24 protein-coding genes and 2 pseudogenes are annotated in these 23,017 nt (G+C 68.4%); 14 read left to right on the top strand and 12 right to left on the bottom strand.

The features are described 5' to 3' along the window. Nucleotides 1-113: 113 nt before the first annotated feature. The gene (efp, locus tag J2X45_RS16715) at nucleotides 114-680 is read left to right on the top strand and encodes an elongation factor P (protein WP_062094234.1); all 567 of its coding nucleotides are present in this window, start codon (nucleotides 114-116) and stop codon (nucleotides 678-680) included. A 292-nt stretch (nucleotides 681-972) separates the two neighbouring features. Here efp and J2X45_RS16710 read toward each other — a convergent pair whose 3' ends face one another. Together J2X45_RS16710 and J2X45_RS16705 are read right to left on the bottom strand one after the other, a co-directional pair. Beyond that, a complete protein-coding gene (locus tag J2X45_RS16710; RefSeq protein ID WP_310216980.1) occupies nucleotides 973-1,914 on the bottom strand; it encodes an electron transfer flavoprotein subunit alpha/FixB family protein in 942 nt (313 codons plus the stop codon). Continuing rightward, complete coding sequence (locus J2X45_RS16705) at nucleotides 1,914-2,660, bottom strand: electron transfer flavoprotein subunit beta/FixA family protein (RefSeq protein WP_310216978.1); 747 nt, start codon at nucleotides 2,658-2,660, stop codon at nucleotides 1,914-1,916. The genes J2X45_RS16710 and J2X45_RS16705 overlap by 1 nt, the downstream gene beginning before the upstream one ends. Before the next feature lie 207 nt (nucleotides 2,661-2,867). On the opposite strand from J2X45_RS16705, the gene J2X45_RS16700 reads away from it, so the two are divergent. Further along, nucleotides 2,868-3,176, top strand: coding sequence for a hypothetical protein (locus J2X45_RS16700; protein ID WP_310216975.1), 309 nt, complete (start codon nucleotides 2,868-2,870; stop codon nucleotides 3,174-3,176). Nucleotides 3,177-3,340: 164 nt separating this feature from the next. Here the strand turns inward: J2X45_RS16700 and J2X45_RS16695 are convergent, their stop codons facing one another. Next, complete coding sequence (locus J2X45_RS16695) at nucleotides 3,341-3,919, bottom strand: cob(I)yrinic acid a,c-diamide adenosyltransferase (RefSeq protein WP_310216973.1); 579 nt, start codon at nucleotides 3,917-3,919, stop codon at nucleotides 3,341-3,343. A 37-nt stretch (nucleotides 3,920-3,956) separates the two neighbouring features. After that, nucleotides 3,957-4,160, bottom strand: a complete 204-nt coding sequence (locus J2X45_RS16690; RefSeq protein WP_096053706.1) for a twin transmembrane helix small protein — start codon at nucleotides 4,158-4,160, stop codon at nucleotides 3,957-3,959. Nucleotides 4,161-4,444: 284 nt separating this feature from the next. Here J2X45_RS16690 and J2X45_RS16685 point away from each other — a divergent pair. From J2X45_RS16685 to J2X45_RS16665, 5 genes and pseudogenes are all read left to right on the top strand, one after another. Beyond that, nucleotides 4,445-4,581 (top strand): annotated as a pseudogene (locus tag J2X45_RS16685) (hypothetical protein). Beyond that, complete coding sequence (locus J2X45_RS16680; protein ID WP_010918617.1) at nucleotides 4,517-4,741, top strand: hypothetical protein; 225 nt, start codon at nucleotides 4,517-4,519, stop codon at nucleotides 4,739-4,741. The pseudogene J2X45_RS16685 and the gene J2X45_RS16680 overlap by 65 nt, the downstream one beginning before the upstream one ends. Then, a complete protein-coding gene (locus J2X45_RS16675; RefSeq protein WP_310216968.1) occupies nucleotides 4,738-5,385 on the top strand; it encodes a TetR/AcrR family transcriptional regulator in 648 nt (215 codons plus the stop codon). Before J2X45_RS16680 ends, J2X45_RS16675 begins: the two co-directional genes overlap by 4 nt. 81 nt (nucleotides 5,386-5,466) lie before the next feature. Continuing rightward, nucleotides 5,467-6,075, top strand: a complete 609-nt coding sequence (locus J2X45_RS16670; protein ID WP_310216965.1) for a TetR/AcrR family transcriptional regulator — start codon at nucleotides 5,467-5,469, stop codon at nucleotides 6,073-6,075. 76 nt (nucleotides 6,076-6,151) lie between these two features. Then, nucleotides 6,152-6,379 carry a CsbD family protein gene (locus tag J2X45_RS16665; RefSeq protein ID WP_310216963.1) on the top strand — a complete coding sequence of 76 codons (228 nt, stop codon included), beginning with the start codon at nucleotides 6,152-6,154 and terminating at the stop codon, nucleotides 6,377-6,379. Nucleotides 6,380-6,660: 281 nt separating this feature from the next. On the opposite strand, the pseudogene J2X45_RS16660 reads toward J2X45_RS16665, so the two are convergent. Then, nucleotides 6,661-6,876 (bottom strand): annotated as a pseudogene (locus J2X45_RS16660) (hypothetical protein); the annotation flags it as partial. Between the two features lie 218 nt (nucleotides 6,877-7,094). Here J2X45_RS16660 and J2X45_RS16655 point away from each other — a divergent pair. The 4 genes from J2X45_RS16655 to J2X45_RS16640 all read left to right on the top strand — a co-directional run bounded on the left by J2X45_RS16655 (nucleotide 7,095) and on the right by J2X45_RS16640 (nucleotide 10,801). Beyond that, nucleotides 7,095-8,573: a M20 family peptidase gene (locus J2X45_RS16655; RefSeq protein WP_310216959.1), complete on the top strand. Its 1,479-nt coding sequence runs from the start codon at nucleotides 7,095-7,097 to the stop codon at nucleotides 8,571-8,573. Between the two features lie 90 nt (nucleotides 8,574-8,663). Beyond that, complete coding sequence (locus J2X45_RS16650; protein ID WP_310216956.1) at nucleotides 8,664-9,770, top strand: aromatic ring-hydroxylating dioxygenase subunit alpha; 1,107 nt, start codon at nucleotides 8,664-8,666, stop codon at nucleotides 9,768-9,770. Between the two features lie 72 nt (nucleotides 9,771-9,842). Then, complete coding sequence (locus tag J2X45_RS16645) at nucleotides 9,843-10,259, top strand: hypothetical protein (RefSeq protein ID WP_310216954.1); 417 nt, start codon at nucleotides 9,843-9,845, stop codon at nucleotides 10,257-10,259. Continuing rightward, nucleotides 10,256-10,801: a type II CAAX prenyl endopeptidase Rce1 family protein gene (locus J2X45_RS16640; RefSeq protein WP_310217318.1), complete on the top strand. Its 546-nt coding sequence runs from the start codon at nucleotides 10,256-10,258 to the stop codon at nucleotides 10,799-10,801. The genes J2X45_RS16645 and J2X45_RS16640 overlap by 4 nt, the downstream gene beginning before the upstream one ends. A 99-nt stretch (nucleotides 10,802-10,900) precedes the next feature. Here J2X45_RS16640 and J2X45_RS16635 read toward each other — a convergent pair whose 3' ends face one another. Next, nucleotides 10,901-11,470 (bottom strand): SH3 domain-containing protein, encoded by a 570-nt coding sequence (locus J2X45_RS16635; protein ID WP_310216952.1) that lies wholly within the window; start codon nucleotides 11,468-11,470, stop codon nucleotides 10,901-10,903. A 305-nt stretch (nucleotides 11,471-11,775) separates the two neighbouring features. After that, a complete protein-coding gene (gene secA / locus J2X45_RS16630) occupies nucleotides 11,776-14,547 on the bottom strand; it encodes a preprotein translocase subunit SecA (protein ID WP_310216950.1) in 2,772 nt (923 codons plus the stop codon). 297 nt (nucleotides 14,548-14,844) lie between these two features. Between secA and J2X45_RS16625 the strand changes: the two genes are divergently transcribed. Together J2X45_RS16625 and argJ are read left to right on the top strand one after the other, a co-directional pair. Further along, nucleotides 14,845-15,810: a peptidyl-prolyl cis-trans isomerase gene (locus J2X45_RS16625; protein ID WP_310216948.1), complete on the top strand. Its 966-nt coding sequence runs from the start codon at nucleotides 14,845-14,847 to the stop codon at nucleotides 15,808-15,810. Nucleotides 15,811-15,825: 15 nt separating this feature from the next. Next, nucleotides 15,826-17,271 carry a bifunctional glutamate N-acetyltransferase/amino-acid acetyltransferase ArgJ gene (gene argJ / locus J2X45_RS16620; protein WP_310216947.1) on the top strand — a complete coding sequence of 482 codons (1,446 nt, stop codon included), beginning with the start codon at nucleotides 15,826-15,828 and terminating at the stop codon, nucleotides 17,269-17,271. 39 nt (nucleotides 17,272-17,310) lie between these two features. Here argJ and J2X45_RS16615 read toward each other — a convergent pair whose 3' ends face one another. Then, complete coding sequence (locus J2X45_RS16615; RefSeq protein ID WP_310216945.1) at nucleotides 17,311-18,366, bottom strand: LacI family DNA-binding transcriptional regulator; 1,056 nt, start codon at nucleotides 18,364-18,366, stop codon at nucleotides 17,311-17,313. 88 nt (nucleotides 18,367-18,454) lie between these two features. On the opposite strand from J2X45_RS16615, the gene J2X45_RS16610 reads away from it, so the two are divergent. After that, nucleotides 18,455-18,967, top strand: a complete 513-nt coding sequence (locus J2X45_RS16610; RefSeq protein ID WP_310216942.1) for an NTP transferase domain-containing protein — start codon at nucleotides 18,455-18,457, stop codon at nucleotides 18,965-18,967. 5 nt (nucleotides 18,968-18,972) lie between these two features. Here the strand turns inward: J2X45_RS16610 and J2X45_RS16605 are convergent, their stop codons facing one another. From J2X45_RS16605 to J2X45_RS16590, 4 genes are all read right to left on the bottom strand, one after another. After that, complete coding sequence (locus J2X45_RS16605) at nucleotides 18,973-20,487, bottom strand: sulfite reductase flavoprotein subunit alpha (RefSeq protein WP_310216939.1); 1,515 nt, start codon at nucleotides 20,485-20,487, stop codon at nucleotides 18,973-18,975. Continuing rightward, nucleotides 20,487-21,440 carry an FAD:protein FMN transferase gene (locus tag J2X45_RS16600; RefSeq protein ID WP_310217315.1) on the bottom strand — a complete coding sequence of 318 codons (954 nt, stop codon included), beginning with the start codon at nucleotides 21,438-21,440 and terminating at the stop codon, nucleotides 20,487-20,489. The genes J2X45_RS16605 and J2X45_RS16600 overlap by 1 nt, the downstream gene beginning before the upstream one ends. Nucleotides 21,441-21,607: 167 nt before the next feature. Beyond that, nucleotides 21,608-22,486 carry a DUF4198 domain-containing protein gene (locus J2X45_RS16595; RefSeq protein WP_310216937.1) on the bottom strand — a complete coding sequence of 293 codons (879 nt, stop codon included), beginning with the start codon at nucleotides 22,484-22,486 and terminating at the stop codon, nucleotides 21,608-21,610. Further along, nucleotides 22,483-23,010 (bottom strand): DUF2271 domain-containing protein, encoded by a 528-nt coding sequence (locus J2X45_RS16590; RefSeq protein ID WP_310216935.1) that lies wholly within the window; start codon nucleotides 23,008-23,010, stop codon nucleotides 22,483-22,485. The genes J2X45_RS16595 and J2X45_RS16590 overlap by 4 nt, the downstream gene beginning before the upstream one ends. Between the last annotated feature and the right edge of the window lie 7 nt (nucleotides 23,011-23,017).

The following is a 23,017-nucleotide window of genomic DNA, read 5'->3' as shown; positions in this document are numbered from 1 at the left end:
AAACCGAAGAGGCTGGAGATTTCGCCCCTTTCGCTATACGAGGGCGCTCACGGATCAATAGCACGAACGCGCCCGCGGCCTCGCGCGCGCTTTCATCCAAGGAACGTAACTACGTGAAGGTCGCAGCCAGCTCGCTCCGCAAAGGCTCTGTCGTCGACATGGACGGCAAGCTCTATGTCGTCCTGAGCGCCGAAAACATCCACCCCGGCAAGGGCACCCCGGTGACCCAGCTGAACATGCGCCGCATCTCGGACGGCGTGAAGGTGTCGGAGCGCTACCGCACGACCGAGCAGGTCGAGCGCGCCTTCGTGGACGATCGCAACCACACCTTCCTGTACAGCGACGGTGACGGCTATCACTTCATGAACCCGGAAACCTACGACCAGCTCGTGGCCACCGAGGAAGTGATCGGCGACGCCGCCCCCTATCTGCAGGAAGGCATGACCGTCATCCTGTCGACCCACAACGACGTGCCGATCGCCATTGACCTGCCGCGCACCGTGGTGCTCGAGATCGTCGACACCGAACCGTCGGTGAAGGGCCAGACCGCCAGCTCGTCCTACAAGCCGGCCGTGCTCAGCAATGGCGTGAAGACCACCGTGCCGCCGTATATCACCGCGGGCACCAAGGTCGTCATCCTGACCGAAGACGGCTCGTACGTGGAACGCGCCAAGGACTAAGGTTTCGACCTTTCCGAACAGACAAAGGCCCGGCGGATCGCTCCGCCGGGCTTTTTCTATTGGGCGTCAGCTTTCCCACCCCCGCCCCCAAAGCCCCGACCTTCCCGGCGAGCGCCGGGGTCCAGATTCATCAGCAAAGTTTGGAGTGCTCGCGCCCACGACCTGCGCCAACCCAGCCAAGCCAACGGGTTCGATCTGGGCCCCGGCGTTCGCCGGGGAGGTCGGGAGGGGGCAGCAAAAAGGCCCGGAGTCGCCTCCGGGCCTTTCGCATTTTGATCTGTCGTCCGGCGGCTTACTTGCCGGCGGCGGCCAGGGCGTCCATCAGCTCCGGCACGGCCGACTTGTAGTCGGCGACCAGGCCGAAGTCGGCGACCTGGAAGATCGGCGCGTCGGCGTCCTTGTTGATCGCGACGATCACCTTGGAGTCCTTCATGCCGGCCAGGTGCTGGATCGCGCCCGAGATGCCGATGGCGACGTAGAGTTGCGGCGCCACGACCTTGCCCGTCTGGCCGACCTGGTAGTCGTTCGGGGCGTAGCCGGCGTCGACGGCCGCGCGCGAGGCGCCGACGGCGGCGCCCAGCTTGTCGGCCAGCGGCTCGATGACGCGCTGGAACTCTTCGGCCGAACCCATGGCGCGACCGCCCGAGACGACGATCTTGGCCGCGGCCAGTTCCGGACGGTCGGACTTGACCATCTCTTCGCTGACGAAGCGGGTCTTGCCAGCGTCGGCGCCGCCGACGGTCTCGACCGAGGCCGAGCCGCCTTCAGCGGCGGCGGCGAAGGCGGTCGGACGCACGGTGATCACCTTCTTGGAGTCGCTCGACTGAACGGTCTCCAGGGCGTTGCCGGCGTAGATCGGACGCGTGAAGGTGTCGGCGGCGACCACTTCGACGATGTCCGAGATCGGGGCGACGTCCAGCTTGGCGGCGACGCGCGGGGCGAAGTTCTTGCCGCCCGAGGTGGCCGGAACCAGGATCGCGTCGTAATTGCCGGCCAGGGCCAGCACGGCGTCGGCCTGAGCCTCGGCCACGCCGTGGCCCAGGGCGTCGGACTCGGCCAGCAGCACCTTGCGGACGCCGGCGATCTTGGCGGCGGCGTCGGCCACGGCCTTGGCGCCCTTGCCCAGCACCAGCACGTCCACGTCGCCCGAGATCTTCAGGGCGGCGGTGACGGTCTTGTGGGTGGCGTCGCGCAGCAGCGCGTTGTCGTTATCAGCGACGACGAGAACAGCCATTACAGCACCCCCGCAGTGTTCAGCTTGGAAACCAGGTCAGCGGCCGTCTCGACCTTGATGCCGGCCGAGCGCTTGGCGGGCTCGGTGACCTTCAGGACCTTCAGGCGCGGCGCGATGTCGACGCCGTAGTCGGCGACCGTCTTGGAGACGATCTCCTTCTTCTTGGCCTTCATGATGTTAGGCAAGCTGGCATAGCGCGGCTCGTTCAGGCGCAGGTCGGCGGTGACCACGGCCGGCAGATCGACGTCGATCGTCTGCAGGCCGCCGTCGACTTCGCGGGTGACCTTGGCGCTGGCGGCCGACACGTCGAGCGCCGAGGCGTAGGTGGCCTGCGGCCAGCCCAGCAGGGCCGACAGCATCTGGCCCACGGCGTTGTTGTCGCCGTCGATCGCCTGCTTGCCCATCAGGACGAGGTTGGGGTTCTCCTCAGCCACCACGGCGGCCAGCAGCTTGGCCACGGCCAGCGGCTCGGGATCGGCGTCGGTGGTGATCAGCACCCCACGGTCGCCGCCCATGGCCAGCGCCGTCCGGATGGTTTCCTGGGCCTGGGCCGGGCCGATGCTGACGATGACGACCTCGTTCGCCACGCCCTTTTCCTTGAGACGAACGGCTTCTTCGACCGCGATCTCGCAGAAAGGATTCATCGACATCTTGACGTTCGCCAGGTCGACACCCGTCTGGTCCGCTTTCACGCGGGCCTTCACGTTATAATCGATCACCCGTTTAACCGGGACTAGGACCTTCATCGGTTTCCACCGCCTCCAGGCTTGCGTTTCTCCTGCTCGGGCACCGACTTAGCGCTTGTGCGCCGCAATGCAAGTTTCCCTTGGCGTAAGCGTAAGGCAGAAAGCGCGCTCAGGTTCAAACAGTTGTACGATTTCCGCGATCGCTTGTCGCGGTCGGGGTCCCCCACGACAATTCCCTAAGGGGCCGAAAAGCGATAAGGGGCGGCCATGAACAAGACCATCAACCGTCTGAAGTACATCTTCATCGGCATCTTCCTGTTGGCCAGCGCCAGCGTGCTGGCCTACCACGCCATGTGGGTGTGGCCGAAGGATCGCTGCGAAAAGAGCGGCGGCGCCTGGGCCGGCAAGTGGATGAAGTGCGCCACGGTCTATCCGATCGAGACCTGGACTCGCCGTCCGCGCGGCACCCCGCCGCTCAACGGCCAGAGCGCCGATGCGCCCACCGCCGACGCGCCGACCAAGGCCGCTCCGGCGGCTGCGGCGGCGGCGGCTCCGGCTGCGACCGAGAAGAAGTAAGGCCACCAATCTTCGTCATCCCGCGCTTCATGCGCGGGACCCATCCGTCAGCCGCAGGTGCGGGGCGAGGTGGAACGCTCACGTGCAAGCTGAACCATGGGTCCCGTGCCTAAAGCACGGGATGACGGTTGGAGTTGAGCGCTGATCCGGGCGAGGACGGCCGTCTACCGCGTCGCGCCCGGCTTCCACAGCACGTCGGCCTTGCCCTTGTCGTTGGCCCAGCGGGCGGCGACGAACAGAAGGTCTGACAGGCGGTTCAGGTACTTGATCGCCGGCGTCCCGACGATCTCGCCGTCCATGTCCGACAGGGCCACGACGCCCCGCTCGGCGCGACGGCACACCGTGCGCGCCACGTGCAGGGCGGCGGCGGCCGGCGAGCCGGCGGGCAATACGAACGAGGTCAGGGCCGACATCTCGCCGTTCAGCTGGTCGATCTCCCGCTCCAGCCGCTCGACCTGGCTTTCCAGGACGCGCAGCGGCTCCCATTCGGGCTTGCCGTGCTGCTCAGGGGTGGCGAGGTCGGCGCCCAGGTCGAAGAGGTCGTTCTGGATCCGCTCCAGGATCGCGTCCAGCACCGGATCGCCGGCCGTGTGCTGCCGGGCCTGGCCGATGGCGGCGTTGGTCTCGTCGACTCCGCCATAGGCGTCGACGCGCGGGGAGGCCTTGCTGACCGGCTCGCCGGTGGCCAGGCGGGTCGAGCCGCCGTCGCCGGTGCGCGTATAGATGCGGTTGAGCGTGACCATCGGTCGCGGACTCCGGTTCGGCGAACAAGGCTAAGGATTATGCGCCCTTCCGCCACCAGAAGGCGGCGGCGACCAGGACGATGACGGCGATGAACTGCAAAAGCACGCGCAGCCGCATCAGCTTGTTCGACCAGGATCGGCCAAAGTCGCCCCCGCGGAACAGGGCGTAGAGGCCGGCCCCCAGGGCGATCAGAACCGCCAGAAGCGCGGCCGGGACGAGAAAGTCGAACAGCTGTGACATGCCCGGAAGAATAGGGCGTGGTCGGCGCTGGCGCCATAGACACCCTAGCCGTAAGGGCTCGGTCCTGTGGCGGCCCCGGATGGTTTATCGGCGACCCTTGTCCGTTGAGCAAATTCGCCGAACCTGTTCGGTGAGGGCTTTTGTCGCAGTGACAGCGTGACAGCGGTGGCATAGCTACACCACACGTCGTCGTTCGGCGATTTCTGTTCCATTTCGCGGTTGCGCTGGCGCCCCCTTGGCGCTAGAGCCCCCGCTCCCTATTTTCCAGTGCGCGTTCGTTGAACATGATCAATCTCCCCCACCGTGATCTGTTCAGCGCTTTTTTCTCACCCAAACGGGGGACAGGAGACCCCCGCATGAGCGCTCGCCTAGCGACCGCCGCCGCGCTCTCCGCGTCCGATCGCGAAGAAGCCATGGCTGAAGTTCGTCAACTGATCACCGACCTGCGCGACGCCGCGCAGGATGGTCGCCAGTTGGCCCGCCGTTACGCCGACGTCCTTCAGAACGTCGTCGATGAGTACTGTGTTGAGTTTGAAAAGCGCGCCGAAGCCGCGCTCGCCCGTCTGGAGGCCGCCGCATGAGCTTTGTGTCCGTCAATATCGAACAGGGCGCCGAGACTCCGGTGAAGCTGACCCGTCGCGCGCTGGCCAAGCAGCGCACCCGCGAACGCGTGCTGGCCGCCGCCCGCCGCCTGTTCAGCGAGCGCGGCTACGAGGGCGCCACGATCCGTGACATCGCCCAGGCCGCTGGCATGTCGACCGGCGCGGTGTTCGCCAGCTTCGCCGACAAGTCGGAGCTGTTCGAGGAAATCCTCACCGCCGACTACGAAGTCATCTACGCCCAGATGACCCAGGCCGCCCGCGCCGCCAAGACGGTGGACGAGGCGCTGCTGGGCCTGTTCGGCGTGGCCTACAGCTTCCACCTGGAGCAACTGCCGCTGCTGCGCGCCAGCATCGCGGAGTCGTGGACCCGTTCGGAAGCCGCCGAGCGCCGCGCCCGCAACGACCTGAAGCACATCTTCAAGCTCATCGGCGCCGCCCTGCAGCGCGCGATCGATGAGGGCCAGCTCAAGAAAGATATCGACGCCAAGCTCTTGGCCGAAATCACTTGGGACGTGTATGTCGCCAACTACCGCCGCGCCGTCTACGACGGCTGGTCGGTCGAGGCGCTGCTGGCGCGCCTTTCGGATCAGCTGAAGGTTATCTTCGCGGGCGCCCGCGCTTAAAACCATCAGGGCGCTTCCTTCGGGGGAGGGAAGCGCCTTCGATTTCAAGATTGACGCTGGCGTGTTCGGGAGGGGGCGGGCTTGGGCGTAAGGGACGAGCAGAAGGCGGCGACGCGCGAGAAGGTTCTCGAGGCCGCCCGGGACCTGTTCAACGATGTCGGCTATGAAGAGACGACCATCCGCGCCATCGCGGAGCGGGCGGGGGTCTCGGTCGGCAGCGTCTTCACCACCTTCGCCTCCAAGGCGGAGGTGCTTAGCCATGTCATGACCCATCGCCTGGACGAGCTCTACGCCGAGTTCGACCGGGTGATCCCGATCCTGCGGGGCAGCACCGTGGATCGGCTGTGCTCGATCTTCGCGATCCACTATGCGTTCGAGACCCGGCGGGTGAAGCTGTTCCTCGCCCACATCGCGGCCTCCTACAATCCCAGCAACGAAGCCGGCGTCACGCCGTACGGCCGCAATCCGCGGCTGAGCCAGATGCTGATTGACGTCCTGGCGGACGGCGTGCGCAAGGGCGAGGTGCGGGCGGATCTCGACCTCAACCTGGTGGTCGAAACCCTGAAGGCCGCCTACGCCTGGAACTACCGCATGGCCGCCGCCGCCGGCGGAAACCTGGCCGCGACGGACATGTCGGCCGCCATGGACCGCCAGATCGCCATGATCGCCGAGGGCTGGAAGCCGCGGTAACGGCGCTGTTTCACCGCCCTCTCGGATCGCTTACGGCCACGTTTGCGTTCAAGCCGGACAATCCATGGAGAGTCCGATGAAACGCACCCTGTCCCTGTCCCTCGCCGCCCTGTTCGTGACCGCCGGCCTCGCCGCCTGCGACAAGGAGGCTGGCCGCAAGCAGGAGACGATCGGCAAGGTCGAGTCCGGCGTCGGCGAGATCGTCGGCGACAAGGACCTGAAGAAGGAAGGCCAGAAGGACCAGGTGGCCGGCAACCTCAAGCAGGGCGAGCTCAAGGACGCCATCAAAGAGGCCAAGAAGTAGGGGTCTGGTTCTTGGCTGAGCTTCGAGGGGGTGTCTCCCTTGAGGGCGGGCTTGGAAGCGCGGAATCCCTCTCTCCATGAGAGAGGGATTTTGGTCGGCGTCCGCAAAGGGTCGAGACCCAACTCAAACCTCCCGCCACAAACCCAGCCTTCGCCGTGGCCCGTGCCCTACAATCGCCCGCGTCCGCCCCCCTTCAGGCGGTCCAGCCTCCGTTCCGGCGGCGAATCCGACGCGGGCGTAGCCGTCGCGACAGCGGCGAGCGCGGCGTCCAGCGCCGATCCGCCCGCCGCGCGTGGCGCGGGCCGCCTCTGGCCCGCCATCGCTGCGATCTTGCGAACGTTTGAGGCCATCTCCCCGCACGCCTTCACGCGGTCGCGGGCCTTGCGGAGCACGGCGGGGTCGTCGCTGGCCTCGATCATGGCCCAGGCGGCGTCAATCGCCGCCATCAGCTTGGCCTGCATCCGGGCGCACCAGGTTTCGGAGGTCGTCTGGGTCATGGCTCCAGCATGAGGCCATGTCGAAGGGCGGGGATAAGAAACCTGCGTTTTCCTGTAAGGCCTTGAATTTCCTGAGCCTGGATCGGAAAAGTACGGGGATTGAGCCGATTTTGCCTGCGCCCCTGTGGATAACTTTCGCCGCTTCACCGCCCCAAGGGCAGGATTGCCAGGGCCGCTCGCCGGTCGCACAGTCGCCTCAAAGCTAAGGGGAGAGCGTCATGGGTGTCGGGGGTAAGGTCGCGCTGACGGCCGTGGGTCTGGTGCTGGCCGTATCGGCCGTGGTTGCGGTGCGGACCGCGACGTTCGAGGCGCCGGCCCAGGCCGATGCGGCCGCCGCCAGGCTGGCGCCCGCCCGGCCGGTCGATGTGGCCAAGGCCGCCGATCACCTGGCCCAGGCCATCCGCTTCCAGACCATCAGCCACCAGGACCGCGCCGAAGACCAGCCGGCCGAGTGGGACAAGCTTCACGCCTGGCTGCAGACCACCTATCCGCTGGCCCACCAGGCCATGACCCGCGAGGTCGTGGCCGGCCATGGCCTCGTCTACACCTGGACGGGCTCGAACCCGGCCCTGCCGCCGATCGTGCTGATGGCCCACCAGGACGTGGTGCCGGTCACGCCGGGCAGCGAGGGCCAGTGGACCCATCCGCCGTTCGCCGGCGTGGTCGCTGACGGCAAGGTCTGGGGCCGGGGGGCGATCGATGACAAGGGCTCGCTGGTCACCATCTTCGAGGCGCTGGAGAGCGTGGCGGCCAGCGGCTTCAAGCCGGTGCGCACCGTGATCATCGTCAGCGGCCATGACGAGGAGGTGCGCGGCGAGGGCGCCAAGGCCGCCGCCGCCCTTCTGAAGTCGCGCAACGTCAAGGCGCAGTTCGTGCTGGACGAGGGCATGGCGGTGGTCGCCGACCATCCGGTCACCAGCAAGCCCGCCGCCATCATCGGCGTGGCCGAAAAGGGCTATGCGACCCTGAAGGTCACCGCGCCCGCCGTCGGCGGCCACTCCTCGGCCCCGCCCAAGGACGGCGGCGGCGTGGTCACGCTGTCCAAGGCCGTGCAGGCCATCCACGACAACCCCTTCCCGATGAAGTTCCAGGGGCCGGGCGCGGACATGCTGAAGGCGATCTCGCCCCACGCCTCGCCGGTGGTGAAGATCTTCGCGGCCAACACCTGGCTGTTCTCGTCGCTCTTGGTAAAGGTCACGGCCAAGAGCCCGGCCGGGGCGGCCATGCTGCACACGACGATCGCGCCGACCATGCTGAAGGGCTCGCCGAAGGAAAACGTTCTGCCGCAGGACGCTACGGCCTGGATCAACTATCGCATCGCGCCGGGCGACAGCTCCGACAAGGTGATGGCCAAGGCCAAGGACGCCGTCGGCGACCTGCCCGTGGAGCTGGCCTTCCAGGGGAATCGGAACGAGCCCTCGGCGGTGTCGTCCACCGAGTCGGAGGCCTGGAAGACCCTGGCGGGGCTGGCCGCCGACGAGAGCAAGGCCCCGGTCGTGCCGGGCCTGGTCACCGCGGGCACCGACAGCCGCTACATGGGCGGGGTGTCGAGCGACGTCTACCGCTTCCAGCCGCTGGTGCTCACCGTCGACGGCACCAAGGTGATCCACGGCACTGACGAGCACATCAGCCTCGACAATGTCGAGCGCATGGTCCGCTTCTATCAGCGTCTGGTGGAGACGGCGGGGTCGCGGTGACGTCTAAGGCTTGAGCTTGACAGTCGCCGACGACCGGTGACGCTGCGTTTCGCATGACGATGTTCACAAAACTGCACTAGAAGCCGTTTCATGCCGCCCGCCGACGACGCTTCGCACCCCGCCAGACCCGCCGCCGACAAGTTCGGCGAGGGTTTCGTCTGGGACGCCTGGTACGTGGCGGCCCTGTCGCCGGACCTGAAGCCGGGCACGAAGTCCAAGCGCGAGTATCTGGGCGAGCCGGTGCTGCTGGGCCGCACGCGCGGCGGCGAGGTCTATGCGATCCGTGACATCTGTCCGCACCGCGCCGCTGCTCTGTCGGCCGGCCGGCTGGTTCGCGAGGCCGACGGGACCGACAGCGTCGAGTGCCCTTATCACGGCTGGCGTTTCGGGCCCGACGGCGCCTGCACCGCCATCCCGTCCCTGACCGCCGACAGCGACTTCGACATCTCCAAGGTGCGGGTGCGCCGCTATCCGACGGTCGAGAGCCAGGGCCTGGTGTGGATCTGGATGTCGTCCGACCCGCGCTTTGACGGCGCGCCGCCCGAGCCGCCGCCGGTGATCCCGGGCGTGGTGGGCGGCAAGCCCAAGCTCGTCGACCATCTGGACTACGACATCCATATCGACCACGCCGTGCTGGGCCTGATCGACCCGGCCCACGGGCCTTACGTCCACCAACAATGGTGGTGGCGCACCAAGACCAGCCAGCACGAGAAGAAGAAGTGCTTCGCCCCCAGCGAGGCCGGCTTCACCATGGTGCGGCACGAGCCGTCCAAGAACTCCAAGGCCTACGCCATCCTGGGCGGCGAGCCCCTGACCGAGATCACCTTCCGCCTGCCGGGCCTGCGCTGGGAGCATGTGACGGTGGGAACAAAGCAGGTGCTGGCCCTGTCGGCCATGACCCCGATCAACGCCCACAAGACCCGGATGAACCAGATCATGTGGTCGGATCACTGGGCGTTCACGGCGCTCTATCCGCTCATCCGCATCGCCGCCCGCGCCTTCCTGCGCCAGGACGGCAAGATCGTCGAGAACCAGACCCCGGGCCTCAAGTGTAACCCGCCCCTGATGTGGGTGGGCGACGCCGACCAGCAGGCCCGCTGGTACCACCAGTGCAAGCGCGAATGGAACGCGAGCCGCCGCGAGGGCCGGCCGTTCGTCAATCCGGTCAAGGACCAGACGCTGCGTTGGCGGACGTGAGGGCGGGTGCTTGCGGCGAGGTCGACGCAGGCTATTTTCCTTGGTCGAAGCGTAACCGCGACTGGCGAGGCGATGACCGACGAACTCCCGACTCTGAAGAACACCGCGCCGCTCGCTGAGGCAGGGGATAAATCATCGCGTACCGGATTGGCGGAGCCGGCGCTTGCCTATGACTACTTCAAGAGCATGACGTCGCTTAGCGTCGCGGCCCTGGGCGGCATGCTGACGCTCGGGGGAACCGTATTCGGCGCGCGGCTGGCTTCCTGGCAAATGGGGGCTGCGGCGCTGGCCCTGGCGGTTTCTGGCATGCTCGCCCTGCAGGCGCAGACTGACATCGTGCAGCAATCCCAGGGCGTCAAGCCGCCGCTGAACAGTTCGCGCGCGGCGCTTCGACTGGTTCCGGCGTTTTTTGGCGTGGGGCTTGGACTGTTCCTGACGTTCCTGCTGCTCTCCTACGTCGCGCCGAACCTCGCCTCGAAGCTGCGCTGAGGACGCTCTCTCGGCGAGAGAGGGCCCATAGGAGGCTCCCGATCTACCGCCACCGCCTCCTGTCCAGCCTGAGCACCCTGCCGACCGCGCGGCAGTGGGTGTTCTGTCTCGCCGTCTCCGTCGTCACCCTGGCGACCATGGCGGTGATCGGCTTTGCGACCGGCCTCTATCACCTGACCCCGACCCAGCCGGGTCTGGCGCTGCGGATGCTGACGGTGATCCTGATCCCGGCGCTGGGCGAAGAGATCCCGTTCCGCGCCATCCTGACGCCCGGCCCCGGCGAGGGGCGGCGGCCGGGGGTCGAGATCGGGGTGGCCACCGGCCTCTATGTGCTGTGGCACGTGATCGAGGCCCTGACCTTCCTGCCGAACGCCGCGCCGGTGTTCCTGCGACCTGACTTCCTGCTGTGCTGCGCGGTGCTGGGGCTGGGCTGCGCGGTGACCAAGCGCGTGACGGGCTCGGTCTGGCCGGCGGTGCTGTTGCACTGGGCGCTGGTGGTGGTCTGGCAGACCTGGCTGGGCGGGGTCAGCGCGCTGGGGTGACGCCCACGAAAAAGCCCGCCCGGTCATGGGGGGACCGGACGGGCTCTCTTCAAAGGCGCGGCCTGAGGGACGGAGCGGACGCGCCCCGAAACTCAAACCTTAGGCGCGGTAGACGTAGGCGCTGGAGACGAAGCCGACGCCGACGCCGTCCTGGCCGACCAGGATCCACTTGCCGTCATGGGTGCGGCCCAGGGCCTGGAAGGTCGTGCCCGAGTCCACCGCGCCCAGACGTTCGCCCCGGGTGGAGGCGGCGGCCCGCAGGTTGACGGTCGAGCGGGTGACCATCTTCTTCTCGATCTTCACCAGCGGCGCGGCCTGGACGGTCTGGGCGTAGCGGTAGCCGCCCGACTTGTAGACCCCGCCAACGGCTTGCGCCGCGTCGGTCTTCTGCATCTTGCAGCCGACCAGCGAGCCGGCGCCCGCGCCGACCACGGCGCCGATGGCCGTGCCCGTGCCGCGATCGTTCTTGGCCAGGTTCGAACCGGCGACCGCGCCCAGCAGGCCGCCGATCACAGCGCCGACTTCCTGCTTCGAGCCCGAGGCCTTGCAGCCGACGACGCCGCCCAGCTTCTGGTCCATGGCGTAGGCGCCCGGAGCGGCGGCCAGCGACAGCGCGGTGGCGGCGGCGCCCAGGGTCAGGGTGATGGTCTTGGTCTTCTTGCCGAACATGAGAGAACTCCTTCGTCCCTTTTGAAAGTCTCCGGGGTCATCAACCCCGTGAGACAGACCATGACAGGGTGAAGCTGAACGGCGTCGGCGACCGCTCTGGCAGATTTCGTTCATGTTCGATTTTTTTTGGGCGGGGCGGTTCAAAGAAACCGACCTCCCCGGCGAACGCCGGGGCCCAGATGCATCCGCAGCGTCAGCCGTGAACGCGAAAGGGCGCCGAGCGAAGCCGCCCAGCGCCCTTTGGTTCGATCTGGACCCCGGCGTTCGCGGGGGAGGTCGGGATCGTCAGTTACGACGCGCTCAGCTCACTTCACCAGCGAGCCGTGGCACTGCTTGAACTTCTTGCCCGAGCCGCAGGGGCAGGGGGCGTTGCGGTTGGTGCGCTCCCACTCTTCCGGCAGGGCCGCGACCGGCAGGGCCTCGCGCTGCTGGGGGGACAGGCCGTCCGGGATCGCGCCGGCGACGGCGACGTTCTCGCCGGTCAGCGGATCCAGGTGGACTTCCTGCAGGCCTTCCAGCGACTGGTACGGGACTTCCGGCTCGGCGTAGGCGATCTCCACCGTCATCAGCCAGCGGGTGGTGTTGGTGCGCAGGTCGCCCAGGAGCTTCTCGAACAGCGAGAAGGCTTCGGTCTTGTACTCGTTCAGCGGATCGCGCTGGCCATAGCCGCGCAGGCCGATGACGTTGCGCAGGTGATCCAGGTGCATCAGGTGCTCGCGCCACTGCAGATCGATCATCTGCAGCAGGAAGTTCTTCTCGACCGAGCGCATCTGCTCGGGCGTGATGATCTCCTCGCGCTGAGCCGCATAGGCGTCGGCCGCCTTGGTGATGCGCTCCTTCATCTCCTCGTCGGCGATGCCTTCCTCGGCGGCCCACTCGGCGATCGGGAGGTCCAGACCCAGGATCGACTTGACGCGCTCGGTCAGGCCCTCGACGTCCCACTGCTCGGCATAGGCCTTGGGCGGCAGGTGGCGGGCGACCAGATCGTCGATCGTGTCGTGGCGCATCTCGGTGATGATTTCCGAGAGGTCGCTGGACTCCATGAACTCCTGGCGCTGCTCGAACACGGCCTTGCGCTGGTCGTTGACGACGTCGTCGTACTTCAGGAGGTTCTTGCGGATCTCGTAGTTGCGCTGCTCGACGCGCTTTTGCGCCGTGGCAATGGCGTTGTTCAGCCACTTGTGGGTGATCGCCTCGCCTTCCTGGACGCCGAAGGTGCGCATGATCGCGTCCAGGCGCTCGCCGGCGAAGATGCGCAGCAGGTCGTCCTCGCACGACAGGAAGAACTTGCTGCGGCCCGGGTCGCCCTGACGGCCGGTGCGGCCGCGCAGCTGGTTGTCGATACGGCGGCTTTCGTGACGCTCGGTGCCCAGCACGAACAGGCCGCCGGCGGCCAGGGCCTGGGCCTTCTTGTCGGCGATCTCGGTTTCGAGGCGGGCGCGCTCCTCGGCCTCGTCCTCGACGGTGATCTCAAGGCCCATGCCGCGCTGCTGCTGGCGCCAGTTGAACAGGCGCATGTCGATGCTGCCGCCCAGCTGGATGTCGGTGCCGCGGCCGGCCATGTTGGTGGCGATGGTCACCGCGCCGGGCACGCCCGCGTCGGCGACGATCACGGCTTCCTGCTCGTGGAAGCGGGCGTTCAGCACCTGGTGCGGAATGCCCTTCACCTTCTTGCCGTCCTTCTCGTAGCTGAAGGTCGAGAGCAGCTTCGACAGCTCTTCGGACTTCTCGATCGAGACGGTGCCGACCAGGATCGGCTGGCCGCGCACGTGGCAGTCGGCGATCTGCTTGAGGATCGCTTCGTTCTTCTCGCGCTCGGTGCGATAGACCTCGTCGTCGTCGTCGATGCGCTGGATGGTGCGGTTGGTCGGAATTTCCGAGACGCTCATCTTGTAGATGTCGTCGAATTCCTGGGCCTCGGTCGACGCGGTGCCGGTCATGCCCGACAGCTTCTTGTAGAGGCGGAAATAGTTCTGGATGGTCACCGAGGCCAGGGTCTGGTTCTCGGGCTGGATGTCGGCGCCTTCCTTGGCCTCGATGGCCTGGTGCAGGCCTTCCGACAGGCGGCGGCCGGTCATCATGCGGCCGGTGAACTCGTCGATCAGGATCACCTCGCCGCCCTTGACGATGTAGTCCTTGTCGCGCGTGTACAGGATGTTGGCCCGCAGGGCCTGGTTGACGTGGTGCACCACCGAGACGTTGGCCGCGTCGTAGAGGCCCGCTGAGTCCTCAGCCAGGTGGCCGCCGGCCATCAGGATCTCTTCGATCTTCTCCTGGCCTTCTTCGGTCAGGATGACCTGCTTCTGCTTCTCGTCGTGGTCGTACATCGACTTGTCGAGGATCAGCTCCTTCACCAGCACGTCGATGGTCTTGTAGAAGCTGCTGCGGTCCTCGGTCGGGCCCGAGATGATCAGCGGGGTGCGGGCTTCGTCGATCAGGATCGAGTCGACCTCGTCGACGATCGCGAAGTTGTGGCCGCGCTGGACCATCTCGTCGACGCTGTAGACGAGGTTGTCGCGCAGATAGTCGAAGCCGAACTCGTTGTTGGTGCCGTAGGTGATGTCGCTGCGATAGGCGCGCTGACGCTCGCCCTGGCTCAGACCGTTGACGATCACGCCGTACGACAGGCCCAGGAAGTTGTAGACCTGACCCATCCAGTCGGCGTCGCGGCGGGCGAGGTAGTCGTTGACGGTGATGACGTGGACGCCCTTGCCTTCCAGGGCGTTGAGGTACGTCGGCAGGGTCGCGACCAGCGTCTTGCCTTCGCCGGTGCGCATCTCCGAGATGCCCGAGAAGTGCAGCACCATGCCGCCCACCATCTGGACATCGAAGTGGCGCATGCCCAGCACGCGCTTGGAGGCCTCGCGCACGGTGGCGAAGGCTTCGTTCAGGATGTCGTCGAGGGTCTCGCCCTTTTCCAGGCGCGCCTTGAACTCGGCGGTCTTGCCCTTCAGGGCCTCGTCGGAGAGGGCCGCATACTCGGCTTCATAGGCGTTGATCTTGGCCACGCGCGCGGTCAGCGTCTTGACCTTGCGCTCGTTGGAAGAGCCGAAGAGCTTTTTGGCGAAACCAAGCATTCAGGGGGAATCCGGAGGGCGGTTTGGACGAGGAGGCCGGCGCTAAGGCTGGAAGGCCTCGACTACGGAGATGAAAATCAGCCGCAACAACGCGTAAACACGCCGTTCCGGTGCGGCCGGAGACTTAAGCACCGCCCCCTCTGGTGTCAACGCGAAGACCCTAGAACAGAGAGGGTTTAAGGGGGCGAAACCCCCGTCACCGGGGCGGTTTTCGCAGGCCAGAACGCTTTCAGCGGCGAAGCCGTTTCCCCTTGGGGAAAAACCGCGCTAGAGCCCATCTCAGCAAAGCCGGAGATCTTGGCCTTGAAGACCTCTTTCCGCCTGATGGGCGCGCTGGGCGCTGTGGCCTGCGCGTTGTTGATCGCCTCCTGCGGCCAGAACAAGGTCGCCGACAAGCCGCCTGAGCCCGGCGACACCGCCGTGGCGCGCGTCAACGGCCAGGTGATCTGGGCCAGCGACGTCAAGCGCGAGGCCGTGGCGCAAGGCCTGATCAGCGAGGGCGAGCCGCTGGACATCTCCAGCGAAGTGTTCCGCCAGCGCCTCGACGAGGTGATCGACCAGAAGCTGCTGGCCGCCGAGGCCACCAAGCGCAAGCTCGACAAGGACCCGATGGCCCAGCGCCGTCTGGCCGCCGCCCGCGAGCGCATCCTGGGCGACATGCTGGTCGAGGGCGTGGTCGAGAAGGCCGTGACCGAGGACGCCATCCGCAAGCTCTACGCCGAGCAGCAGAAGCTCTCCAAGCGCTCGGAAGAGATCCGCGCCCGCCAGATCCTGGTCGGCAGCCAGGCCGAGGCCGAGAGCATCAAGAAGCTGCTGGCCACCGGCGCCTCGTTCGACGCCCTGGCCATGGAGCGCTCGACCGACCAGGCCACCCGCTTCAACGGCGGCGATCTTGGCTATTTCACCCTGGATGTGATGCCCGAAGCCTATGGCGTGGCCCTGAAGGACGCCCAGAAGGGCGCGCTGGTCGGCCCGTTCGCGGCCGAGGGCGGCTGGGTCCTGGTCAAGGTCGAGGACAAGCGCGTCGAGGAGCCGATCACGCTGGAGGCCGCGCGCCCGCAGATCATCCGCTTCCTGACCTATGACCAGGTCCGCGACATCCTCGAGAAGCTGCGCGGCTCGGCCAAGGTCGAGATGATGATCGGCAAGTCGCAGGACCTGCCCGCCGGCAGCGCCCAGGAACCCGCCTCGGCCCCGCCGGAGCTGCAGGGCGCCGCGCCGGCCTCGGCTCCGCCGGCTCCCGCCCAACCCGCGAAGAAGTAGTCAGTAGAGCGGTCCATGCCCAAGACGACGAAGACGCCCGCCGATACCGCCGCCGAACCTGTCGCCGGACCGGTGGAACGCGCCCATGGAGTCATCGACGCGATCGTCGATCCGCTGACCTCGGCCCTGAAGCGCGCGGGCCTGCGTCGCGCCCAGAAGTCGGCCGGCGAGTCCGAACCGGCCGCAGCAGCCCCGGCCAAGGCCGCGACGGGCGCGGGCAAGCCGGGCCTGGCGATCTCGCCGCTGGCCGTGCCGTTCCCGACCATCCCGCCGATCGCCGGTGTCGAGATCGCGACGGGACGCGCGGGCTTCTACAAGCATGAGCGCGAAGACCTGCTCTTGATGCGCTTCGCCGAGGGCACCTCGGCGGCGGGGGTCTTCACCCGTCACGGCGTGGGCTCCGCGCCCGTCGACTGGTGCAAGCGCCAGCTGACGGCGACAGGCGGCGCCGACGTGCGGGCCCTGGTGGTCAACGCCGGCTGCGCCAACAGCTTCACCGGCAAGCCCGGCGCCGACGCGGTGCGCCGCGTGGCCACGGCCGTGGGCAAGCGCCTGGACTGCCGCCAGCGCGACGTGATGATGGCCTCGACCGGCGTCATCGGCGTCATCCTGGACGACAGCAAGATCACCGCCCGCCTGCCCGAGGTGGAAAGCCGTCTGAAGGCCGACGCCTGGGCCGAGGCCGGCCGGGCGATCATGACCACCGACACCTTCCCGAAGGGCGCCTACGCCACGGCGATGATCGACGGGGTCGAGGTCAAGATCGCCGGCATCGCCAAGGGCTCGGGCATGATCGCGCCGGACATGGCCACCATGCTGGCCTTCGTGGCCACCGACGCGGCCATCGCCCCGGCGGCCCTGCAGACCCTGGTCAGCCTGTATACCCGCACCACCTTCAACTGCGTGACGGTGGACGGCGACCGCTCGACCAACGACACGCTTCTGCTGTTCGCCACCGGCCAGTCGGGCGCGCCCAAGATCAGCCGTCCGGGCGACAAGCGTCTGGCCGACTTCCGCGAAAAGCTGGAAGGCGTGCTGCTGGACCTGGCCCTGCAACTGGTCAAGGACGGCGAGGGGGCGACCAAGTTCGTCAAGATCACCGTCAACGGCGCCGAAAGCCCGGCCAGCGCCCGCAAGATCGCCCGCACCATCGCCGAGAGCCCGCTGGTCAAGACCGCCTTCGCCGGCGAGGACGCCAACTGGGGTCGCATCGTCATGGCCGTGGGCCGGGCCGACGAGCCGGTGGCCCGCGAGAAGATCAGCGTCAAGTTCGGCGACCTCTACGCCGCCCGCGACGGCCTGATCTCGGCCGAATACGACGAGGCCAAGATGAGCGCCTACGTCAAGAACCAGGCCTTCGAGGTCTCGGTGGACGTCGGGGTGGGCCGCGGCTCGGCCACGGTCTGGACCTGCGACCTGACCAAGCAGTACGTAGCGATCAACGGGGACTACCGGAGCTAGGGAAATCAGAATCCCTCTCTCCGTGAGAGAGGGATTCTATCACGCCCCCGCCGGTCCGCTCGAATCCCGCACGATCAGCGTATGCGGGTGCATGAGCTGGCGCGGTTCGCCGCCGCCGTCGCGGTGGCGGCGGATTTCTTCCAGCACCAGGTCGACGGCCGCGCGGGCCATGGCCGCGATCGGCTGATGCACGGTGGTCAGCGGCGGCCAGATGTTGTCAGCGATCGAGGTGTCGTCAAAGCCGACGATTGAGACGTCGCCCGGCACGTCCAAGCCCAGACGATGGGCGACGCCCGCCGCAGCGGCGGCCATGTCGTCATTGGCCGCGAAGATCGCGGTCGGACGGGGCTCGGCGGCCAGCAGCCGCTCGGCCGCCTCCAGGCCCGAGCGATAGGTGAAGTAGCCCTGCTCGACCCGGATGGCCTCCTGCGGGATGCCAGCGGCCTTCAGGGCGGTCATGAAGCCGTCCAGGCGCTGCTGGCTGACCGTCTGGTTCGGGTGACCCTTGATGAAGCCGAAGCGCTTGTGTCCCAGACCGATCAGATGCTGGGTCAGCTCGAAGGCTGCGGCCTCGTTGTCGATGCGGATGGTGGCCATGTCGGTGCTGGCCGTCCCCGGCGCCACGGCGACAGCGGCGGCCCCGGCGGCGCGGACCTCGGCCAACACTTCGGCCGACTCGCACAGCGGCGGGGGCAGGATCAGGCCGTCGACGCCGGTCTTCAGCAGGCGGGCCAGGGTGGCGCGGGCCAGCTCCGGCTCGGCGCACTTCTCGATGACGATCTGGGCGCCGGTGCGGCTGCTCTCGTCCAGCGCCCCGACCAGGAACTCCGACAGGTAGCCGGTCGAGGGGTTGTCATAGAGCAGGCCGATGCGGAACGGCGCGCTGCCGGCCAGGCTGCGGGCGGCGGGGTTGGGCGCGTAGTTGAGGTCAGCGATGGCCTTCTCGACCAGCTGGCGGGTCTCTTCCTTGACCGTGCTCTCGCGGTTGATGACCCGCGACACCGTCATCGGCGAGACCCCGGCGCGGGCCGCCACGTCGCGGATCGTGGCGCTCTGGGTCGTCCGGCGACGCTGGCGCTCGACAGGCTGGTTCATTCTTAAGTCCGTCCCTCTTCGGCGCGGACACTAGACCGCTTCGGGTAGGGCTTGGAAGAGCGGCGGGTTTTCCTGCTAAACCGGGCTCATGACCTCTCTGGGCGCGATCATCCTGTGCGGCGGCGGCTCACGACGCATGGGCCGGGACAAGGCCGCGCTGGACTGGGGTGGCCGCCGCGCCGTGGACCGCGTGGCGGACCTGGCGCGGGCCGTGGGCGCGGAGGCGCTGGTGACCGCAGGTGCGGATCTCGGCCTGCCGTGGGTCGCCGACGATGCGGCGGGGGCGGGGCCCGTCGGCGGGGTGCTGGCGGGCGCGCGGGCGCTGGGGACCGCTCGGCTGCTGGTGCTTGCGGTCGACGCGCCGACGATCACGCCGGGCGACCTGGGGCCCCTGCTGGCGACGGGCGGCTGCTATGAGGGCCTGCCGCTGCCGATGGTGCTGGACGCCGCTGCTCTGCCCCCCGACGCCGAGGCCGGCTGGCCGCTGCGGCGACTGGTGGATCGCGCGGGCCTGCGGGCCCTGCCGGTTCCCAATGGCGCCTTGGCGCGTCTGCGCGGAGCCAATACGCCGGAGGAGCGGGACGGGCTTCTACGGGGCTAAGCGCCTCAGTAGACGTCCCGCCGATACCGCCCCTCGTCGGTCAGGCGCTCCAGACCCTCTGCGCCCAGGATCTCGACCAGCGCGCTGTGAACCTCGCGGGACATGCCCTCCAGCGCGCCGCAGACATAGATCGCCGCGCCATTGGCCACCCAGCGGCGCAGGACGTCCGAGTTTTCCCGCAGGCGGTGCTGGACATAGACCCGCTCGGCCTGATCGCGGGAGAAGGCCAGGTCCAGCCGGTCCAGCAGGCCCGAGGCCTGCCAGGCTTCCAGCTCGGCGCGGTGGAAATAGTCGTGGGCGGCGGTGCGCTCGCCGAAGACCAGCCAGTTCCAGCGGACGCCGGCGGCGGCGCGGGCCTTCAGGTGCGCGCGCAGGCCCGCCAGGCCCGTGCCCGACCCGATCAGGATCAGGGGCCGCGTGGTCTCGGGCGCGTGGAAGCTGCGATTGACCCGCACCCGGGCCTTGATCGCGGCGCCGATCGGCGCATGGCGACACAGCCAGCCTGAGCCCAGGCCCAGAGCGCCGTCAGGGCCCGACATCAGCCGGACGATCAGCTCGACCCCGCCGTCGGCGGGAAGGGAGGCGATCGAGTACTCGCGGTGGGGCAGGGGCGTCAGGCGCTGGGCCAGGGCTTCGAGCGACAGGCCGCGCAGGGGGGCAAGGTCGCCATCGTGCGGAGGCAGGCGAAGACCCGCCAGGGTGTCGGCGGCCTCTGTTGGCAGGCCCAGCGCCGCGACCAGGGCGGCGACCTGGGCGGGGTCGTTGCGCGGACCGATCTCGAGGATGTCGCCGGCCTGCCAGGTCGCGCCCTTGGGCGGGGTGAGGCGCACATGCCAGGCCTCGCCGCCGGGGCTGCCGGGGTTCAGCAGTGTCCGCTCGGCCAGGGTCCAGGGGTCATAGGTGGGCTGCGTCCAGTGGCGCGCGTCGGTGACGCCGGTCAGGGTCGCCAGCTGTCCCTGCCAGTGGCGCAGGGCGGCCGGGTCGGCGTCGTCCACCTCGACGCGGTCGAACAAGGCTTGAGCGCCTCGGCCCGCCAGCCAGGCGTCCAGCGACCGGCCAAAGGCGCAGTAGTGGGCGTAGCTGGAATCCCCGAGAGCCAGCACGCCGTAGCGCAGGGCCGAAAGGTCGAGGTCGGCCTTCATCACGTCGCGGATGAAGGCGCGGGCCGGATCGGGAGCGTCGCCCTCGCCGGTGGTGCTGACCACGAACAGGGCGCGACCCGTCAGGTCGTTCGGGGTGACCGCCGAGAGGTCCTTCAGGGTGACCGGCGCGCCGGCGTCCGACAGGGCCTTGGCTGTGGCCGTGGCCAGTTCCTCGGCGAAGCCCGTCTGGCTGGCGTAGGCGACCAGCACCGGTTCGCCGACGCCCTGCGACAGGGCCTCGGCGGCTCGCCGCGCCCGCTGGCCGCGCCAGGCTTCGCGCAGGGCGATGACGAGGCAGAAGAGGGCGTAAAGCGCCACGACGACACCGGCCCAGAACCAGCGACGGGCCTCGGGGGAGAGGGCGGAAAGGTCGGGCATCAGTCCAGCATCGCCTGCAGGGCGGGCGACAGGCGCTCTTCCAGACCGGCCGGGCCTCGGCTAACGATCAGGGCGGCCAGGTCATGGGCGGCGGCGAAGGCCAGGGCGCGCTCGGGCGGCATGACGGTCAGGGCCGTGGCCCAGGCGTCGGCGCTCATGCCGTCCTTGGCCAGCACCGTGACGCTGACGGTGGCGTGGACGATCGGCGCGCCGGTGGCCGGGTCCAGCGTATGGGCGTAGCGGCGGCCGCCGTGGTCGAAGAACCGGCGGTAGTCGCCCGAGGTGGCCACGGCCAGGTCATGCAACGCGACCAGGGTCTTCTGGGTGTCATTGGCGGCGGGCTCGAAGGGCGGGGGACGCTCCAGCTCGACCCACCACGGCTGGCCGTCGGGCTTGGCGCCGATCCCGCGCAACTCACCGCCGACCTCGACGAGGTAGCTCTTCACCCCGGCGCGATCCAGGGCGGCGGCGGCTTGGTCGACGCCAAAGCCCTTGGCGACGCCGTTCAGGTCAAGCTTCAGCCCGCCCGGCTGGAACAGGGCGTCGCCGTCCAGGACGACGCGCTTCCAGCCGCAAGCCTCGCGGCGGGGAGCGATGTCCTCGGCCTGCGGCGGCTGGCCGGCGAACGGACGCGGGCCAAACCCCCAGAGGTCGGTCAGAGCGCCCAGAGTCGGATCGAACGCGCCCTCGCTCTGCTCGGCGACCGCCAGCGCGCAGCGCAGCACCGTCAGGGCGTCCTGTGGCAGCGCCGTCCAGCTTCCCGGTGCGGCGCGGTTGTAGCGGGAGAGGTCCGACAGCGGCTCCCACGGACTCATCTGGGCGACCACAGCGTCGAGGGCGCGCTGGACGCTCGCCTGCAGGGCGGCGAGGTCGGTGGTGGCCGGCAGCACCGCCTTGACTGACCAGGTCGTGCCCATGGTGTCGCCCCCGAACGCGCGGACAAGCCCGCCCACGGGTCGGGCGGGCGGCGTGGCGATGGCGGGGACGAGGACGCGGGGCATTCTTTGAAAACTGTCATCCCGGCCAAGCGCGGAGCGCGCCGAGCCGGGACCTCGGCAAGCGTTGAGCCTGCGGCGGTCCTGGCTCTCCGCTGCGCTGCGGCCGGGATGACAGGTCCTTGTTAAGGCCGCTGGGCTTCGATGACGGCGGTGTAGCTGGCGCTCATGCCGTCGCCGGCCAGCGGGGTGGCCGGCGCGGGGGCTGCGCCCGGAGGGCCGCCCATGCCGCCGCGCGCGTCGGCGCCGGAGCGGACCGTGGCGTTGACCCAGTACATGCCGGCTTCCGGCAGGGTGACCTTCACCGCGCCGTCGGGACCCGACTTGACCTTGATCTCGCCGGGGCTGGCGCGCCAGCGCGCGCCGCCGGGTACGAAGGTGACCTCCAGGTTGGCCGCGGGCTTGCCGTCGATCACGAACTTGAAGGTGGCCGCCTCGGTGGCGATCACGTCGGTCGGATGGGTGACCGGGACCAGCTCCAGGCCCTGGCCGGTGGGCTTGAGGGCCTCGAGCGTCGGCTTGTCGCGGGTGACGAAGGTCTCGTTGCGGCTGCTGGACTTGATGGTCTTCAGGTCGGCGGCGCCGGCCGGCACCTGCTTGGCGAAGTCCTCGGGCGAACCGCGGAAGCGCTTGACCTCGCCGTTCTCGGTCCAGCTGGCCATGACGCTGTTGCTGGCCGTGTAGATCTTGTAGGTGCCCGGTTTGGTCAGCTGGACATCGAAGGTCGAGCGATACTGGCCGGTCGCGGCGTTCTGGATCTTGTCCGCCGCGCCGTCGGGCGCGATCACCTTGACGCCGTCGGTGCGCATGGCCCGGTGGTCGGGATAGAACAGCTCATTGGAGATGGCCGCGTCGACCGTCACCCAGGCGCCGTCGCCCGACAGGGTGGTGAAGGCCGGCACCATCCAGCCCCGGTGGGCGGAGGCCGACATCGGCAGGGCCAGGGCGACGCTGACAGCGGCGACGGCGAGCAGGCGCGTCTTGAAGGTCATGGCTTTTCTCACTTCACGGAAACGGTGACGGCGCCCAGCTCGGCCGAGCCCTTGGCCGAAGCGGGCTTGCCGGGCTTGCCCCCCATTTGGCCCCAGGTGAACGGCACGCGAACGGCCTCGTGGCCGCCGACCTCGCGGGCGGCCTCGACGACCAGGTTGTACTGGCCGGGCTTGAGGGTCTTCAGCGCGCCCTTGGCGCCGGAGAAGACCAGCTTCTGGGGACCCGGCGCGCGGGTGGCGCCGCTGACGCCGTCGGCGGGGAAGCTCATTTCGCGGCCGGCCTTGCGCCACCACTGACGCATGTCCTTCAGCCACTTGGCGCCGTTGTCCTCGCGGTTCTTGGCGTCGTACCAGACGGCCAGGGTGCCGGCGGCGGTGGAGTCGGCCGGGTTCTCGATCCAGATGGCCACATAGGGCTTGTGGTACTCGGCCACATTCAGCTTGGGCAGCTCGACCGTGACATTGAGGTCGGCGGCCATCGCCGGGGCGCCGACAGCGGCGCCGGCGAAGGTGAGCAGGGAAATCGAACGCTTCACGGTGTCT

The organism is Caulobacter sp. BE264, from assembly GCF_031457805.1.
Classification (GTDB): domain Bacteria; phylum Pseudomonadota; class Alphaproteobacteria; order Caulobacterales; family Caulobacteraceae; genus Caulobacter.
Note: the sequence above shows the minus strand (reverse complement) of the source record. Positions and strands in the feature narration are given on the sequence as shown.